Below are 15,654 nucleotides of genomic sequence, written 5' to 3'. Positions count from 1 at the left end.
GAAAAAGGGAGGGATTCCGATGCAAACCGCACAGGCGATGCCTATCCAAGTCAGAGGACTGCATAAATCCTACAAGCAGCTGCAAGTGCTTAAAGGTGTGGACCTCGAAGTCGAGAAGGGCAGTATATTCGCTCTCCTCGGCTCCAATGGGGCAGGTAAAACAACGCTCGTCAAAATCCTCACCACGCTGCTCAAACCAGACGGAGGCACCGCAGCCATCAACGGGTTCGATGTTGCTTCTAGTCCTGATCACGTGCGGCAGGCCATTAGCCTGACCGGCCAGTTTGCCGCCGTGGATGAAATTCTAACAGGTCGCGAGAATCTAATCATGATCGCAAAACTTAGATATCTCAAAAACCCGCGTCAGGTTGCGGAAGAGATGTTACAACGCTTCGGTCTATCTGATGCTGCAGACCGCAGGGTGTCCACGTACTCAGGGGGGATGCGGCGTAGGCTGGACATCGCCTTAAGCATCGTAGGCAAACCGCAGATTCTATTCCTCGATGAACCGACCACAGGCCTGGATCCTGAAGCTCGTATCGAGGTATGGAAGGTCGTCAAGCAGCTTGCCGACACAGGGATGACCGTGTTGTTAACGACGCAATATCTCGAAGAGGCCGAGCAGCTTGCTGATCGAATTGCTATTCTTCATGAAGGCAGGATTATCGCGAACGGCACGCTCTCGGAGCTGAAGAAGAGGTTCCCTACTTCAAAGGTAGAGTATATCGAGAAACAACCAACGTTAGAGGAAATCTTCCTTGCAATTATCGGTAAGAAGGAGGCGGAGTAAATGGAAACAACAAAGAAGCATTTCTTCATCGACATTAGCGTTATGCTCGGACGTTCCATGCGTCATATATCCCGCAGTATGGATACGATTATTACCGTTACCATCATGCCGATCGCAATGATGCTGCTATTCGTGTATGTACTCGGCGGCGCTATCCAAACCGGTACCAATAACTATGTGAATTACCTGCTGCCTGGCATTCTGTTAATGGCAATCGCAAGCGGTATATCATACACGGCATTTCGTTTGTTCACTGATGTGCAGCGAGGCATATTCGAACGATTCAACACCATGCCGATTTCGCGTTCCGCCTTGCTGTGGGGCCATGTGCTGACTTCATTAGTATCCAATGCTATCTCTGTGGTTGTTATTCTTCTTGTAGCGTTAATCATGGGCTTCCGTTCGTCCGCAGGCATTCTGCCATGGCTTGCTGTAGCCGGTATACTTGCGCTGTTCACACTCGCCTTGACGTGGGTTGCAGCAATTGCCGGTTTATCCGCCAAAACAGTCGATGGTGCCAGCGCCTTTTCCTATCCGCTAATCTTCCTGCCCTTTATCAGTTCCGCATTCGTTCCAACCGCTTCCATGCCGACTGTCGTTCGCGTCTTCGCCGAGAATCAACCGGTAACCTCCATTGTAGAATCCATTCGTGCATTGCTCTCAGGCCAACCGCTCCACAACGATATCTGGATTGCACTTGCTTGGTGCCTAGGCATTGTGGTTGTCGCATACTTCTTTGCGATGAGAGCACATCAAAGGAGGGTGTAGGGAAGAGTAAGCGAACATAAAAAAGATAAGCCATCGGGGGATGATGAAGACGGACATCAAGACAATTTGGATATAAAATGAGCACTTCCAAATCGGAGGTGCTTTTTGTTTTGTCCAATGCTGACAAAATGTCAAAATTGATTTCCCGTAAATAAGTAGTGGCTTTAGTGGAAATAGTTTAGTTTAGACGAATATTGAGGGAGCTGCATTCACACATGTCATACCACAATCCTACCTTCGATGAGATCAAGAAAGTGGATCACGAGCTTTCTGAATTGAGAAAGCAGTACTTCTATCACCATGATCTCTTTTCGTTCCAGTGGTGGCTTTTATTAGTCATTGCGGTTATACCGTGGATCATTTGGTGCAGACTCGTTGATAAATCGAAGCTAAGGGAGATTTTACTGTTTGGTTCGATAATCTCCATCATCGTTGTACTTCTTGATGATACTGGCGGCGAGCTTGGATTATGGTCTTACCCTTATCAGCTCATAAGGTTAATGCCACGCCTGCACCCGGTCGATTTTGCAGTATTACCCGTATGTCACATGTTAATTTATCAATACTTTAGAAGCTGGAAATCTTTTGTCATTGCAAATGTGATGATGTCTGCCGTCTTTTCTTTCGTTGCAGAGCCCCTCTTGGTCTGGCTGCATATCTATGACCTGGATAAATGGAAATATATCTACTCGTTCCCAGTCTATATAGCGAAGGCTCTACTCGTTAAATGGATCGTTGAAATGATTATTCGCAAAAGCAAACAATCTGCATAACATCAGCAAATGGCAGCCGAAAGGGAGGGGACTTCATGGAAAATTTCAGAAACCAATTTCGTAACAGACGCTACATGGCGCATGTTAGCATCTTAGGTACAACGCAGCTGCACAAGCGTAATCCGATAACAATTGCCTGCTGGTCTATGGCTTTTCCAGGGTTTGGGCATTTGCTCTTAAACAAATATTTGCGCGGATATGCGCTGATTCTGTGGGAGATGTTCATTAACCAAAAAATCCATTTGAATTTGGCTATCGTACATACATTTAACGGTCAATTCGAGGCAGCTCGAGATGTGATGGACCCTAAATTTATGTCCCTTTACATTCCCGTCTACTTATTTGCCATTTACGACAGTTATCGAACAGCTGTTGATTTAAACAAAATTTACCTGCTGGCGCAAAGGGAAAACGGACGCTTCAACGAGTTCAGCATCGGCGCATTGGAGATCAATTACCTTGATAAACGCAGTCCGTGGGTCGCTGTGATTTGGTCTATGGGAATCCCTAGCCTTGGCCAACTGTACCTGCATCGTATTGTATTGGCCACCTTTATACTGACAAGTACGCTAATCATGATATGGCACTCTAATCTAATCTTAGCGTTGCATGATTTAATATTAGGGGATATAGCCGCTTCTACTTCGGTTCTAGATAAACAATGGTTATTGTATTACCCTTCGTTTTATTTCTTCACCTTATATGATGCCTATACGAATACCGTAGAAAATAACAAGCTGTTTAATGATGTTCAAAAACATTACCTTATCGAAAATTACCAGCCGGCTGGACATCATATCACAATTGGAGATCAATGACGATGCAAATTTTGGCCACATTCGAATATTCGACCTTTGTTGAAATCGCCATTACAGAGCTTGAGCAGAAAGGAATAACGACCATCTACGCCGTACCGCTTGATCTGCGCAAGAAAGAGCCGAGGCTTCTTGATAGTATCCACCGTGCGGACGGCATGTCCTTTATCGATAAAGGGATGATCTTCGCCTTTATGCTTGGAACCATCGGTGCCAGCAAAGGCTTCGTATGGCCAGGAGGACCTATCATTTGGGGAATTGGCGGAGCATTTGTTGGCTTTCTTATCGGAACTGCGATGAGCTGGGTCATATATCGGTTGAAACGCAACAAAAATCAACTTCAGCTCAAAAAAGGGAAGACAAGCGAGGTCATCCTAATTGTAACGTGCGAGGACCATCAGGTATCCGTTGCAGAAGATATACTTTGGGACCACAAAGCGCTTGGCTTGGCTATAACCAAATAAGAAGAGCAGAGGCCTCCTATCGACGGGAGCCTCTTTGCTAGGTTAAGTGGGATATATTAGATTTCTGTATCGATGAACAATTTCAATAACGAAGCTGTCCTTTCTAAAGTACGCACCAATCACCAAAGAATAGGGAGGAGATCAGCCTTGGAATTGTTATCGAACCTTCTGGAACATTACGGATATTGGATCATCCTTCTGTTCCTGCTCTTCGAAATGTTAGCATTGCCGCTGCCCGGCGAAATGATGATGGGATACATTGGCCTATTTGTATACGAACATAAATTGAACTGGTTTGCCAGCATTGCATCTGCAAGCTTGGGCGTTGTACTTGGTGTGACGTTATCCTATTGGATAGGCTATCGATTAGGAAGGCCTTTCATCATACGTCATGGGAAAATGATCCACTTCTCGGAAGAGCGACTGAACAGGATGACCGTCTGGTTTGAGAAGTACGGTGATAAGCTGCTGTTCGTGGCTTATTTTATACCTGGCGTACGGCATATTACCGGTTATTTCTGTGGAGTTACTCGTGTGTCTTTCCAACGATATGCGCTATATGCTTATTCCGGCGCCATCTTCTGGGCTAGCTTGTTTATCTCCATGGGGAAGCTGCTTGGTCCCCAATGGGAGCAGTACCATTCGACTGTAAACCGGTATATGATCATGTTCGGCATCGCCTCGGCTATGGTCGCCGTCCTTATCTATATATACCGCAAATACGGCTCGCAAGTGGTTGAACGGATGAAGAAGCTGTTTTGGAGCTTGACAAGAACCGTCGTTGAACGTAAGATAAGAAAACATATTCGCTACTTACTTTTTTATCGTGCGTGTGATTATCATCATAGTCGCAGAACAGGATGAAAGATATAGTGGCTTTATCATATTCAAATCAAATTTTAGCATACTGATCTTCGGGGCAGGTGAAATTCCTGACCGGCGGTGACGCTGCACAGCGAAGCCCGCGACTCTCTGAGCCGTCTAACGGCAAGGGGACTGACTTGGTGAGAATCCAAGGCCGACGGTAAAGTCCGGATGGGAGAAGATCGCCATTTCAAAACATGCTTTTACGCATGTTTTATTTGGCCAGCCCCGTTTCGTGTTTTCACTAGCGAAACGGGGCTTTTCTTTAGCAACTCCATAAAGAATCATTTCAACCCTGAAGGTTGGATGCACGAGAAGGAGCATTCAACCATGAGTAACTTGACTTCACTATCTTTGTTTAAGAATCAAGCTGTCAAACCTGCGTTTTGGTTTGTCGTGCTGGGCTCCGCCTTGTGGGGAGTCGATCCGCTATTCCGCGTGTTATTGCTCGATTATCTCAGCTCGACCCAGATCGCGCTGCTGGAGCATGTTATTCTGGTGCTGTTCATGGCCCCTGTGCTGTGGAAGCATCGACAGCAGCTTCGTAAGTTCAAGCTTCGCCACATTGGCGCGCTATTGTTCGTGTCGTGGGGCGGTTCTGCGCTCGCAACGGTGCTGTTCACGAAAGGCCTTGCATCAGGCGATTTGAACTCGGTGCTGCTGCTGCAGAAGCTTCAGCCGCTGTTCGCCATTCTGATGGCGAGATGGATGCTGAAGGAGCGATTGCCAAGATCGTTCGGCATGCTGTTCCTCATTGCGATCTTCGGTACGTATTTACTAACGTTCGGTGTTAAGCCGCCATTCTCCAATATCCACGAGATGCTGAAGGCAGGCAGCCTAATGTCGATCGGAGCAGCACTGCTGTGGGGTGGCTCTACCGTTATGGGACGCTACCTGCTGAGAGCCGTCAACTACGAGACCGTGACGTCGCTGCGCTTTATTCTTGCGCTCCCGCTTCTGCTGGCGATGACCCTTGGCGAGCACCAGCTATGGACGCTCCCAAGCGAAGCGAGCGGCACGGCTATGATCGGCCTCAACCTGCTGCTCCAAGCGTTGCTGCCAGGACTGCTGAGCTTGCTGCTGTACTATAAAGGCTTAAGTGCGATCAAAGCTTCCTATGCTACACTAGCGGAGCTAAGCTTCCCGATGGTCGGCGTTCTGATCAATTATGCGGTATTCCATCAGGCGACCACCTTCACGCAGATCATGGGCTTTATCTTAATCTGGGCAACGCTGCTTGTCCTATCACGCCAGCAAGAACGCTCTGTTCAATCGGAAGGGGTCATCAGGCCCGCGACGATCTAACTGTTGGAACGATAATCGATAGGTTCGTGATCCACATAATAATAAAAGAAGGCGAACATTGAAGTTCGCCTTCTCTCGAAGCCGCGATTGCTCGCGGCTTTTTTATTTGTCAGGCTTTAGGCACCAGATCATCTGCCTCTGGACTCGATTCATACAAGCCGGAACGGGATTTGAACCATCTGAACAGATGCGTGACAATAACCTTCAGAATGGCATATCCCGGAACCGCAAGAATGATGCCGAGAATGCCGAATAGCTTGCCAGCCGTAAGGATGACGAAGATGATCGTAATCGGATGAATCCGCATGGCCTTACCCATGATTTGAGGCGTAATGACTTTACCTTCAAATAGCTGAATAACCGTCCAGACTACGACCATTTTCAGCAGCATGACCGGTGAAGTCACCATCGCAACAACTAATGCCGGGGCAATGGCAATCGCAGGCCCTAGATAAGGAACGACGCTCGTGCAGGCGGCCACGACGGCAAGAACGAGCGAATAATCCAAACCGATAATTAAATAACCAATGTACAAGAGCAAGCCTACGCAAAGACTATCAAGGATTTGCCCGCGAATATAAGAGCTGATCTGGTGGTTCATCTCCAGCATGACCGTGAATGATCGATTGCGTAATTTGGTCGGCAGAAAACCTAGCACATATGGAGCCAATTTACGCCGATCTTTCAATAGGTAGAACAAAATAAATGGAACAACGATAATCGACAGCACCGTTTCGGTTAACGCGCCGACAAATCCTCCAATGCTGCTCCAAGCATTGTTCAGAATATTGGTTGCATAACTCGAGAAGGTTTCTGTTATGCTTGCGGCATCAAATCCAGTCGCTTGCTGGAATTGATTGAAATATTCACTGCCGATAAGATCTTCAAATCGAAGCTGTGCTTCTCGACTGAAATCTGGAAATTGATCGATCAAGCCTTTGATTTGTTCTCTTAGAGGTGGAATCACGGCAGTGACAATAAGTGTAATGATACCTGCTACGATCAGATATAGGGCTAGAATCGAATAGACTCTTTTGACACGATATTTCTCGAGCAGCTCCACGATCGGATTAAGCAAATAATAGGCAACGCCGGTTAGCAGAATAGGCAGAAATACTGTTTCAATCAAAATTTTAAGGGGATGAAAGACAAAGGTTATTTTACTGATAATGAAAATATTCAGCCCAATCATCAGCAATATAAGAAGGAAGGTGAATAACTTTTGATTCAAAAGCATGAATTTCAATCTTTCGGTCAACTGGCGAGAACTAGGCAAACGGAAGCACATCCTTTCGTATGTAAGCAGAGCGACTAACCACATATATACATCATAATGGTGAGACGAGCTTTGATCAAATCACGATTCGCTTTTTTAACACGGAGATTACATATCCCGCATCTTTGTCCGATATAATCCGGGTATAATGCCATTCCAATCATTGAACTGGAGGTCATTCCATTGAACACTGTTCTGAACTTTGCTCATCGAGGAGCATCTGCTTATTGTCCGGAGAATACGATGGCCGCGTTCCAACGCGCATTGGAGCTCGGAGCCACAGGAATTGAGACAGACGTTCAAATGACATCAGACGGACACCTGGTCCTGATCCATGACGAATCTCTGCAAAGAACGGCCGGTTCACCTAAACTGGTGAAGGATGTTACGTTGGAAGAGCTGAAGCTGTTGGACGCCGGCTCGTGGTTCGGTCCGCAATTCGCGGACGAGCGCATTCCGACACTTCGCGAATTGCTTGAACTGGTAAAGCCACATGAAGGCGTACAAATCAACATCGAATTGAAAAATGGGATTGCTCTTTATCCCGGCCTTGAGAATGCCGTCATTGAAGAGATTCGTCTCCAAGGTTTGAGCGAGAGGATCATCATCTCCAGCTTCAATCACTATTCGCTTGCGCTGTGCAAGCAGCTTGCCCCTGAGGTTCGGACCGGCGTGCTGTATGCGGAAGGTCTCTACGAGCCGTGGGAGTACGCCGCGCGACTCGGAGCGAGTGCGCTTCATGCCTACCATTACGCGGTGCTGCCGGAGTGGGCGGCACAAGCAGCAGAACAGGGCATCGTGTACCATCCATGGACAGTGAACGAACCGGCTGAAATGATGCGGCTGTTGAAGGCGGGCGTGGCGGGCATCATCACCGACTATCCGGATCGTCTCGGTGAATTGATCAAGGAATACGAAGCGTAAGGCGCATCGCAAGAGGAAGAGGAATAGTCCTTGGGGAGGAAGAGCTTAATCCCAAGGTCTATTTTTTATATAGAAGAAATGCATTCGGGCATCGGGTATGGTAAACTCTTGTATGGGAACATCAGTTTGCATGCAGGAGGACTAATTCAATTATGGCAGAGCCTTTAAAAAATATGTACCACGAAACATTTCTACGGGAATTCGGCATGAAGGTTCAAGGTGCCTATCGTCCATTCCAAACCGAGCGCTTCGTTTCAGACGTGCTCGATGAAGGATGGGAAGCGCTGGAGCTGAAAGGGCGCATTCGCCAGATTGCGTCCGTATTGGGGAAACATTTGCCTGATCTTTATGCCGACGCGATCGACGTTCTGTTCCAGATTGATGAGCAATGTGTCGGGTTTCCTTATTTGTTTTTCCCAGATTTCGTTGAGGTGTACGGCGCAGCGGAAGACGATTGGGAGCTGTCCATGCGGGCGCTTGAACGGTTTACGGCGCGTTCGTCAGCTGAATTCGCAATACGTTCCTTCATTGTGAGTGATCCAGCGAGAGCAATGAAGCAAATGCTCGAATGGTCGCTGCATCCGAACGAGCATGTGAGACGTCTGGCCAGCGAGGGCTGCAGACCACGGCTGCCGTGGGGGCAATCGCTTCCGGCGTTCAAGCGCGAGCCAGCACCTGTGCTGGAAGTATTAGAGCTGCTGAAAGCTGATCCGTCGCTTTACGTGCGTAAAAGTGTAGCCAACAATCTGAATGACATCGCCAAAGATCATCCACAGCTCGTGCTCGAAACAGCCAAGAGCTGGATCGGCATTCATCCAGACACCAACTGGATCGTTCGCCATGCGTGCAGGACACTAATCCGACAAGCCGATCCGGCAGCGTTAGCGCTGTTCGGCTACGCCGAAGAAGCAGAAGGAGCACCGCTTGCTGTATCGGCAGCAATTGAGATGAAGCCGTCTGCGCTCATAATCGGCGACAGCTGCGAGCTGCAATACGAGTTACGAGTACGAGATGGTGATCCCGCCCGTATTCGGGTCGAATACGGCATCGATTTCGTGAAGGCCAAGGGACAAACGTCACGAAAGCTGTTTCTGCTGTCGGACAAGACCGTGCCAGGCGGCAGTATCGTCTCAGGTAAACGGATGCATCATTTTGCCGACTTGACGACCCGTAAGCATTATCCGGGCGAACACCGGGTTGTCCTTCTCGTGAACGGTGTGGAAGCGGCAGCAGCTTCGATCATGTTGAACGGCTCGGCAATGGAGCAGCATAGTTGAGATAACCAAATGCCAATGAACGGCAGCTGATTCTGAGAATCGGCTGCCGTTTTCTTTTCAAACCGAGGAAGCATATCTGCTGCCAGTATATTTCATTAGGTAATACGTACTGAAAAACGATCGCACTTACGAAATAGTATCCAAGACAAAAGCACGAGGCTTAGGCTTGGAGGAAATAGTATGAAATCATTCAATCATCAAAACAATAAAAAGCGAAAGGCAGCATGGAAAAAGATTATTGTTACCGTCATGTTGGGTGCAGTCCTGCTTGCCATCGCATGCATCGTTAGCTTCAACGTACTGGTCGGCCGGCAAAATGTATCGCTTCTGGAGCAGCCATTGCCTGCGGCAACTATCGTGTATGATCAGAACATGGAGGAAGTTCTCCGTCTATCGCCAAGCAAGTCCGAGGCTGTCAGCTACGACAGCTTGCCGGAACAGTTAATAGAAGCTGTTGTAGCAGTAGAGGATAAGCGGTTTTTCGAACATAGCGGTACAGATCTCCAAGGTATCGGCCGCGCCCTAATGACCAATCTGTCGAGCGGCAAAACGGTCCAAGGGGCGAGTACGATAACGCAGCAGCTAGCGAAAAATGTTTTTCTATCGCAAGAACGGACTTGGACGAGAAAGTGGAAGGAGCTGCTGCTTGCACAGAAAATCGAAAGAAATTACAACAAGCAGCAAATTATAACCTTTTATCTGAATCAAATCTACTTCGGCGAAGGTGCTTGGGGGATTAAGAAGGCTGCCGAAGTCTATTTTGGCGTACCGGTGAATGAGTTGACTCTATCGGAATCTGCGCTGCTTGCGGGCATCATTAAAGCGCCGTCTGCTCTGACACCCTATAGACACCCCGATGAAGCCAAAGCCCGAAGAAATGTTGTCCTGCAGCTCATGAAGGATCAAGGAAAGATCGATCAAGCCACTTATGCTGCTTCTATAGCCGAGCCGCTTCATATACTCAGCTCTAAGCCAGCAAGCAGTAATGTGATGAAGTATCCCTATTACATCGATCAGATGATTCGTGAAGCCGGGGAGAAATACGGACTTACACAAAATGAGGTTCTCCAAGGGGGACTTCGCTTCTATACGACGCTGGATAGTCAAATGCAAGAAGCCGTCGAAGATGTTTACGCGCAGGATAGCAACTTCCCGACAAGCAGCTCCGATCAGCTTATTCAGAGCGGTGCCGTGCTGGTTGACCCTCGAGACGGAGGCATTAGAGCACTTGTTGGAGGGCGTGGCGACCAGCCTTTCCGTTCGTTCAACCGCGCCGTTCAGTTGAAACGTCAACCTGGTTCTACAATGAAGCCTATCTCGGTGTATACTCCGGCTCTAGAGCACGGCTATTCACCTGATGATACGCTCATAGACGAACCGGTCAACTTTAATGGTTATCAGCCCGGAAACGCGGGCGACAGCTACCATGGGGAGGTGACGATCTACGAGTCCATCATTCATTCCTATAACGTACCTGCTGTCAAGCTGCTGAATGAGTTAGGGATTGACGCAGGGATGGAATCGTCCAAGCGATTTGGCTTGGAGCTTACAGATGCAGATCGAAACCTTGGACTTGCACTTGGGGGTCTCTCGGAAGGGGTGTCTCCACTTGAGATGGCCGAAGCCTTCAGCGTATTTGCTAATGATGGGACACGTATTCCTACCCACACCATTACTCGTATCGAAACAGCCGATGGCGAGATCGTGGCGGAGAACAACGCTGATGACAAGATAACCGTAACCGAACCTGCGATAGCCAGAACGATGACTGCTATGCTAGAAGGTGTTGTAACAGACGGAACGGGTGTCGCAGCGGCAGTAGAAGGGCGACAAATAGCCGGCAAGTCAGGAACGACCGAAATGCCTGGAACGGGCGGAGAAGGGATGAAGGACAACTGGTTTGTCGGCTACACGCCTCAACTCGTCGGTGCGGTATGGCTTGGTTATGACCATACGGATGCCACTCATTACTTGACGACAACCTCCAAGGCTGCTGCGGCGGTATTCCAGAAGCTGATGAGCGAAGCCCTTCAAGATGAACCGGTAATGAACTTTCCTGCAGTGCCTGGCATCAAGAAAGAATCGAAAGATAAGGACGAAGAGAAAGAAACGTCAAAAAAAGACGAGAAAGAAAAGAAGAACGAAAAGAAAAAAGAAAAGAAAAGTGATACGTCTAAATCCAATAAAGAAGAGAAGAAAAACAAAAAAAGCAAGAATGAGGAACAGGGAAAAGGAAATGGTAAAGATAAGGACTGAGACGTTAACGTTCCAACTTCACTGAGTTGAGGAGAGATTGCGCATATGCTTAATGAAGAAGCACAGAAACTAATGGGTGAACATAGGGACGTGGGCAAATTCGTGAAACATATAGCTGACAGAATTAACGACAAAGAACAAGAGCATTATGTCGAGGTTGCACAAGGGCGTATTGGCGGAGACAAAGAAATATCTGGCGAATATGAAGCTGGTGTGCGAAAGGGAATCGAAATCGCTCGGATGGCGATTGTGGAGGTGCTTGAGGAGACCGTTGATGACCAGAACCACAAAGGTGATAAGCACCACAAGCCGCATTTTAAAGACGGGATCGATTAACAATAGCTCGACAAATAAACCATCATTCGAATTTGAATGATGGTTTATTTGCAACGAACATAGATAGGAGTTCGTCTGGCGGTATTCCCTTCAATCGTTGAACGGCGGTATTTCAATCCCATCTTCGAATTGTTCCGTAAGCACGTCGATCGGTACGGTCTGCTCCTCGTCTGGATTGTCCACCGGATGAATTCTCGCCGTGTCAGCTCCTATATTAACATGCTCGATAAACACAGGTACGCCGAAGTACGACACGATAATCATATCTGGAGAGTCGGCGATCTCCTTCGCTCTATGCGCTTCCACGATGTCATCACCTCTCGTAAAGTATTTACAGCGCCCCTGTGGTTTATCCGACATTCGAACATAAGTTGCCAAGCATATTACATTATTCCTCCGCTCATACTGTAATGAGATTGAAACGAGGGAGGATTATGCGATGGATATTAATCGAGCTAGGGAGATTGCCGATTCTCCGGTCATGCAGGACGTAAGGTATAACGGGAGCCCCATCTATATTCAGCATGTGGATGAAACGAAGGAAACTGCCCGTATTTATCCCCTTGACGATCCCGATCAGGAATTCGAAGTGCCGGTGCGCAGCTTAACCGAACCTTCATCAAGCATGGCTATGGAAGTAGAACAAATGGCTTGTCGGGTGTCAGACAGCAGAATAGAAGAATAGGACATGAATGAGCGAGAAAAAGCATGGCGGATGACCGCGATGCTTTTTCGTTTTGACAGGCCTTATTGCTGAAGCAGCCACCTGTGGGCCGCGGGGAACAATAGGCTCCAGGTGGATTCGTGATGCGTTCCGTCCGGAACGTAATCGAATCGAATACGGTTCTCCGGGACCCCGGCTTCTATTAAAGTTTCACGGGCTAATTCAATGTGCTCGTAAGCAACCTTATTGAATTCTGCGTTATCGGTCTCTTGTCCTCCGATGCTCAAATAGATGCGAAGAGCAGGGGAAAGGACCGACTGCTGAATCATCTGGATGATCGCACCGTTGTCATGCCACATGACGAAGGAAATCCCGCCCACACGGCCAAACAGCTCCGGATAGCGTATGGCCATATACAGCGAGACATAGGCGCCGAACGAGCTTCCGACAAGCATTGTATGCTCCGGTCCGGGAAGCGTCCGGTAGTGACTGTCGATATATGGTTTAAGCGTCTCCGCCAGGAATTCAGCGTACGCCTCGCCTTTGCCCCCGAAGCCATACTCCGCGTTTATCGTGAAGTTATACTCATTGTTGCGTTGTTTGCCCCCATGATCAATAGCAACCACGATAGCCTCTAGCGCAGGATCCTCTTGTGCCATCTGCTCCAACGTCTCGTCGACGCCCCATTCGCTTCCCCAGGACGTCGCTTGATTGAACACATTTTGTCCATCGTGCATGTAGACGACCGGGTAGCTGCGACCGCCTGTGTTATAGCTCCTCGGCAAATAAATCCACACTCTTCGTTCCGTCTGCAGCTGCGGAATCGGGAATGCGTCGATAATCCTGACATCGCCAGTAATCGTGTGGGTGGCTTCATCTGTAAGAACTTCTCTCCAAGGCAAAGCAGCGTTAATCGTCATGATGTGAATCTCCTAGTCATGTTTTTGCTAGAATCGTAACGCGTAGTTCATTGGGATGCAATGGACACAACAATGAATCACCAACATTTTTCGCAACGACGCTTCTATAACATCGATAATTCAATCCCTATAATGGAATGCTCACAATTATTGATTAGTTGCATCTTGTTTTATACATCCGAGAAACCTCATAATAAGAAACTTAATACATACATGAGAAAATGGTGGGATAGAGACGTAATTGCTTCCTCGGTATCCATTTCTCTCCACTTGTTACTTTTTCCCCGTCCGGCACATCTAATCTATGTCGACAGCATTGAAACACGAGAAGGCCCGGGCCTTCTGGGAGGAGAGGTACATATCACGCATGGCAATCAATTGGTCAGCCAGCTTCGATTCGTCGGATAAAATGAGGCTGACGAAGCTCGCACGTTCAGCCCAACAAGGAGATACCGAAGCCTTTCTTGAGCTGATCGAAAATATAAAAGGGACGCTGTACAGAACCGCTAGAACGATTCTAAAAGACGACGAGGATTGTGCAGATGCGCTCCAAGAAACCATCATCAAAGCCTATCAAGCGATCAGCTCGCTTAGAGAACCGGAACATTTCAGAACATGGATATACAGAATCCTTATAAATGAATGCAACACGATAAGTAGAAAAAAAACACGCCACTCTCTGCCCGGCACGTTGCCAGAGCCAGCAGTAGAGAATTTAGCATACCAAGACGTCGAGTTGAGGGAAGCTATCGATCGGCTGGAGGAACCGCTTCGCTTGGTTGTACTACTCGTCTATTTAGAGGATATGAAAATTGCCGATGCCGCAACCGTTCTAGGCATCAGTGAAGGAGCAGTCAAAATGCGGTTGCAACGGAGCAAGACTCAGCTGAGAGCTTGGCTGGAGCCGACATGGGAAAGGAGAGGGAATCTATGAAGGAAGACTCTATCGATGAACGATTAGAACGACTTCGGTTAGAAAAAGAGGTAACAGTGGATATGCCCGAAGCTGTGGAGCATCGGCTGAAAGAAACGCTCAGGAGAATACGAGCCGAAGCAGCGGTCTCATTGTCGACGAGCAATCCTAGCCGCAGGCTCAATCTGGTTACACCTCCCATCGACACGCACATTCAGTCGGTGGATGTCGAAGCCAAGCGCTCACACTCCAACCCTCCTAAAAAGCAATATCTGCTGCGACGATTGGCTGTTGTTACCGTGGCAGGTGCGCTCCTGTTAGGAGTAGGCTTAGCCGGTCTCGGTTACGTTTCTCCGGCATTTGCCGATACAATGCGTTCAGTTCCGTTGCTTGGGAACTTATTGTCCATATATGGAGACAAGGGAATACAAGCCGCGTCGGAAAATAACTTGGTACAACCAGTTGCTGCAACTGAAACTCGTGGAGACTCCACAATTAGCGTGCGTAATGTTATCTACGATGGAACAAGAATTGTTTTGGAAGTTCACCGTACGGGTGAAGGGAAATTCTATAGCACCAATTTGAGTGCACCTGAACGTGGCGAGTTAACCTCCGTCGAGACCTATTTGCAAGAGCAGCAACTACTGCCGTCTTGGAGACCAGCAGGAGAAAACACTGTACTCGTAAGCATTAATCTTCATACGGAGCTGCCAAGTCGGTTCACTCTAAGGCTTAGGATGACGCTATCCGGTGTTGAACAGCCATTTGAATTTGATGTGCCCGTGGAAATCAATACCGATCCGGTTGTAATCGAGAATCCCAAGATGCCTGATTCACTTGCGCAGCACGGATTTGTTGTGGACAAGGTAGTTGTAACCCCTGTGACGACACAGGTCTTCTTCCATCTTCGACCCAAAGCCGAGGATACAAATAACAATTTTGTGCATCCAGATGATTTCGATATGTCAGATGCTAGAGATGAGCAGGGACACATCTATGAGACTCTTGGTGGTCAAGGCGATCCGGAGACGGAGTCGGGCAGTAAGCAATATTATATATTCGAACCTGTTGATCCGGAAGCGAGAACTCTCAACCTTACCTTTAACGTTGCAGGCGGTCCAGACGGCAAACCGTACTCGATTGAAATGGAGGTGCCACTGCCGGATCGACCAGCTGACTCCAAAAGCTAGAGAGCAGACAATAACCGAATTCCTTTAATCTATAACAGCAGCCTTAGTCACGCTTCCAGAGGACTAGGGCTGATTTTTTATCCTTTTTATATTATGATGTATGAATGATGTTTAATTGA

Annotated in this window: 16 protein-coding genes, 1 pseudogene and 1 riboswitch; of the genes and pseudogenes, 14 read left to right on the top strand and 3 right to left on the bottom strand. The window is 48.0% G+C overall.

From position 1 onward, the window contains the following. Positions 1 to 19 precede the first annotated feature (19 nt). From DFQ01_RS12865 to DFQ01_RS12835, 7 genes are all read left to right on the top strand, one after another. The gene (locus DFQ01_RS12865; RefSeq protein WP_110044299.1) at positions 20 to 790 is read left to right on the top strand and encodes an ABC transporter ATP-binding protein; all 771 of its coding nucleotides are present in this window, start codon (positions 20 to 22) and stop codon (positions 788 to 790) included. Continuing rightward, positions 791 to 1,558, top strand: coding sequence for an ABC transporter permease (locus DFQ01_RS12860; RefSeq protein WP_110044298.1), 768 nt, complete (start codon positions 791 to 793; stop codon positions 1,556 to 1,558). A gap of 215 nt (positions 1,559 to 1,773) precedes the next feature. Further along, a complete protein-coding gene (locus DFQ01_RS12855; RefSeq protein WP_110044297.1) occupies positions 1,774 to 2,331 on the top strand; it encodes a CBO0543 family protein in 558 nt (185 codons plus the stop codon). A gap of 35 nt (positions 2,332 to 2,366) precedes the next feature. Continuing rightward, positions 2,367 to 3,149, top strand: coding sequence for a hypothetical protein (locus tag DFQ01_RS12850; RefSeq protein ID WP_110044296.1), 783 nt, complete (start codon positions 2,367 to 2,369; stop codon positions 3,147 to 3,149). Between the two features lie 2 nt (positions 3,150 to 3,151). After that, positions 3,152 to 3,610, top strand: coding sequence for a hypothetical protein (locus DFQ01_RS12845; protein ID WP_110044295.1), 459 nt, complete (start codon positions 3,152 to 3,154; stop codon positions 3,608 to 3,610). Positions 3,611 to 3,757: 147 nt separating this feature from the next. Continuing rightward, positions 3,758 to 4,474: a DedA family protein gene (locus DFQ01_RS12840; protein ID WP_174812674.1), complete on the top strand. Its 717-nt coding sequence runs from the start codon at positions 3,758 to 3,760 to the stop codon at positions 4,472 to 4,474. A gap of 42 nt (positions 4,475 to 4,516) precedes the next feature. Further along, positions 4,517 to 4,661: riboswitch (FMN riboswitch) on the top strand. A gap of 143 nt (positions 4,662 to 4,804) precedes the next feature. Next, complete coding sequence (locus DFQ01_RS12835) at positions 4,805 to 5,779, top strand: DMT family transporter (protein ID WP_110044293.1); 975 nt, start codon at positions 4,805 to 4,807, stop codon at positions 5,777 to 5,779. 109 nt (positions 5,780 to 5,888) lie between these two features. On the opposite strand, the gene DFQ01_RS12830 is transcribed toward DFQ01_RS12835, so the two are convergent. Next, positions 5,889 to 7,016 carry an AI-2E family transporter gene (locus DFQ01_RS12830; protein WP_110044292.1) on the bottom strand — a complete coding sequence of 376 codons (1,128 nt, stop codon included), beginning with the start codon at positions 7,014 to 7,016 and terminating at the stop codon, positions 5,889 to 5,891. A gap of 222 nt (positions 7,017 to 7,238) precedes the next feature. Between DFQ01_RS12830 and DFQ01_RS12825 the strand changes: the two genes are divergently transcribed. The 4 genes from DFQ01_RS12825 (at position 7,239) to DFQ01_RS12810 (ending at position 11,848) form a co-directional block, all read left to right on the top strand. Beyond that, the gene (locus DFQ01_RS12825) at positions 7,239 to 7,979 is read left to right on the top strand and encodes a glycerophosphodiester phosphodiesterase (RefSeq protein ID WP_110044291.1); all 741 of its coding nucleotides are present in this window, start codon (positions 7,239 to 7,241) and stop codon (positions 7,977 to 7,979) included. Between the two features lie 152 nt (positions 7,980 to 8,131). Next, positions 8,132 to 9,256 carry a DNA alkylation repair protein gene (locus DFQ01_RS12820; protein ID WP_110044290.1) on the top strand — a complete coding sequence of 375 codons (1,125 nt, stop codon included), beginning with the start codon at positions 8,132 to 8,134 and terminating at the stop codon, positions 9,254 to 9,256. Positions 9,257 to 9,436: 180 nt separating this feature from the next. After that, positions 9,437 to 11,512 carry a transglycosylase domain-containing protein gene (locus DFQ01_RS12815; RefSeq protein ID WP_110044289.1) on the top strand — a complete coding sequence of 692 codons (2,076 nt, stop codon included), beginning with the start codon at positions 9,437 to 9,439 and terminating at the stop codon, positions 11,510 to 11,512. Positions 11,513 to 11,557: 45 nt separating this feature from the next. Then, entirely contained in the window at positions 11,558 to 11,848 is a 291-nt protein-coding gene (locus tag DFQ01_RS12810; protein WP_110044288.1) for a hypothetical protein, read from the top strand. A gap of 90 nt (positions 11,849 to 11,938) precedes the next feature. Here the strand turns inward: DFQ01_RS12810 and DFQ01_RS12805 are convergent, their stop codons facing one another. Continuing rightward, on the bottom strand, positions 11,939 to 12,154 hold the full coding sequence (locus tag DFQ01_RS12805; RefSeq protein ID WP_110044287.1) for an H-type small acid-soluble spore protein: 216 nt from the start codon (positions 12,152 to 12,154) through the stop codon (positions 11,939 to 11,941). A gap of 133 nt (positions 12,155 to 12,287) precedes the next feature. Here DFQ01_RS12805 and DFQ01_RS12800 point away from each other — a divergent pair. Next, positions 12,288 to 12,461 (top strand): annotated as a pseudogene (locus DFQ01_RS12800) (small acid-soluble spore protein H); the annotation flags it as partial. A gap of 134 nt (positions 12,462 to 12,595) precedes the next feature. On the opposite strand, the gene DFQ01_RS12795 reads toward DFQ01_RS12800, so the two are convergent. Beyond that, positions 12,596 to 13,432, bottom strand: a complete 837-nt coding sequence (locus DFQ01_RS12795) for an alpha/beta hydrolase (protein ID WP_110044285.1) — start codon at positions 13,430 to 13,432, stop codon at positions 12,596 to 12,598. Positions 13,433 to 13,799: 367 nt separating this feature from the next. On the opposite strand from DFQ01_RS12795, the gene DFQ01_RS12790 reads away from it, so the two are divergent. Both DFQ01_RS12790 and DFQ01_RS12785 read left to right on the top strand, forming a co-directional pair. Then, positions 13,800 to 14,366: an RNA polymerase sigma factor gene (locus DFQ01_RS12790; protein ID WP_174812673.1), complete on the top strand. Its 567-nt coding sequence runs from the start codon at positions 13,800 to 13,802 to the stop codon at positions 14,364 to 14,366. Continuing rightward, entirely contained in the window at positions 14,363 to 15,535 is a 1,173-nt protein-coding gene (locus DFQ01_RS12785) for a DUF4179 domain-containing protein (protein ID WP_174812672.1), read from the top strand. The genes DFQ01_RS12790 and DFQ01_RS12785 overlap by 4 nt, the downstream gene beginning before the upstream one ends. The last annotated feature ends 119 nt before the right edge of the window (positions 15,536 to 15,654 follow it).

Source organism: Paenibacillus cellulosilyticus (assembly GCF_003182255.1).
In the GTDB taxonomy this organism is placed as follows: Bacteria; Bacillota; Bacilli; order Paenibacillales; family Paenibacillaceae; genus Paenibacillus_T; species Paenibacillus_T cellulosilyticus.
This window is presented reverse-complemented; position numbering and strand designations above follow the sequence as displayed.